At 32.6% G+C, this 1,301-nt stretch carries 4 protein-coding genes; 3 read left to right on the top strand and 1 reads right to left on the bottom strand.

The features are described 5' to 3' along the window. The 3 genes from PBV87_RS08040 to PBV87_RS08030 form a co-directional block, all read left to right on the top strand. Window positions 1-336: hypothetical protein (locus PBV87_RS08040; protein WP_465221120.1), on the top strand; the 336-nt coding region annotated here is incomplete at its 5' end. 14 nt (window positions 337-350) lie between these two features. Further along, window positions 351-677: a helix-turn-helix domain-containing protein gene (locus tag PBV87_RS08035; protein WP_271011813.1), complete on the top strand. Its 327-nt coding sequence runs from the start codon at window positions 351-353 to the stop codon at window positions 675-677. A gap of 78 nt (window positions 678-755) precedes the next feature. After that, window positions 756-965, top strand: a complete 210-nt coding sequence (locus tag PBV87_RS08030; RefSeq protein WP_271011812.1) for a hypothetical protein — start codon at window positions 756-758, stop codon at window positions 963-965. Here PBV87_RS08030 and PBV87_RS08025 read toward each other — a convergent pair. Beyond that, window positions 962-1,216, bottom strand: a complete 255-nt coding sequence (locus PBV87_RS08025; protein ID WP_271011811.1) for a hypothetical protein — start codon at window positions 1,214-1,216, stop codon at window positions 962-964. The two genes, PBV87_RS08030 and PBV87_RS08025, sit on opposite strands and share 4 nt — an antisense overlap. Window positions 1,217-1,301: the final 85 nt, after the last annotated feature.

Below are 1,301 nucleotides of genomic sequence, written 5' to 3'. Positions count from 1 at the left end.
CAGATGGAAATAGTTAAAGATGCTATGCTACTAGACCATGATAGTTGGCGAAAAGATTGTAACAACATTATCAATAAGGTTGCTAAAGAACGAGGTGGTACAAGGGAAACTTATCAGCAAGTGCGTGAAGAAGTATATTCCTTAGTTCAACAAAGAGCAGGTGCTAACCTAAAGCAACGTGTTATTAATAAACAGGATAGATTAAGACGTGAGGGTGCTTCTAAAACTAAGGTTGATAAAGTATGTCAAATTGATGTTATTGCAGAAGATAAGCGTCTTAAAGAAATTTACATAGCAGTAGTTAAAGAATTAGCTGTTAAATATGGCGTAGCTTAGAAAGGAGCGTAGATGTGGACTTTTTTAATCAATTCTTAGACAGCATTAAGCAAGTTGTAATAGATGCTATTAAAGAAGCATTACAACAGGCTAAGCAAGAAATTTGTGAGCCTTGGGTAACAACTAAAGAGATTGCAGAACACCTTGGACAAAGTGAATCATGGGTCAATAAAAACTTACATATCATTCCTCACATTAAACATGATGGCTCAAAGAGATTTAAAAAGAGTGCTGTTGACCAATGGCGAGTTGAAACTTATGGACAAAATTATCATTCACAGATGGTTACAGTAAATCAAGTAAAAGTATCAAGTAAAAGACCTGTTAAGTTTATCGAATAGGACGCACCAACTGTCTTAGTGACAGAGATTAGCAATTTAAATAATCAAATGAGGTTAGCTTAGAAAGGAGAATAGAGTATGACAGATGAACAATTAAGAGAAAAAGCTTTAGAGAGCAGAAAGAAAGAGAGAATGTGCAAGAATGAAATCATGCAAGTTATGATCAAGCACTTACAAGAAGATGATAAGGGGCAATTGACTGCTTTATACACTATTAAGTTTTTAGAAGGGTTAATAGATGAAATAGAGTCAAAAGCCCTTATGAAAGGAATTAAAAACATTTATTAGTTTTTACTAACTGAGGAATCGAATTCAGTATCAATATCTAATGGATGTATACGACAAGTTGAATCATATTTAATTTTATCCTGAATAAGACAGGTAAATTCATCAACTAAATCTATATATTTGTTGTAATAGTCATGATTATTTTTACAGCAATTTAAATGATTTAGTTTAACAATTGCTAAATCATGAGCTAATTGTTCAGGTGAAACATAAAACCCTGTTGAATGGACATCGTGTCTGAGACGGCTCATAAATAGTACACCACCTTTCTTTTTATATTCCAACTTGGCAGAGTTGGTAAGTAAATTATATGGCAGTTAAAAAATTAAATCAAAT

The sequence above is a fragment of the Holtiella tumoricola genome (assembly GCF_027857615.1).
Taxonomy (GTDB): domain Bacteria; phylum Bacillota; class Clostridia; order Lachnospirales; family Cellulosilyticaceae; genus Holtiella; species Holtiella tumoricola.
The sequence above is the reverse complement of the archived record's forward strand: the minus strand, read 5'-3'. Positions and strand labels throughout refer to the sequence as shown.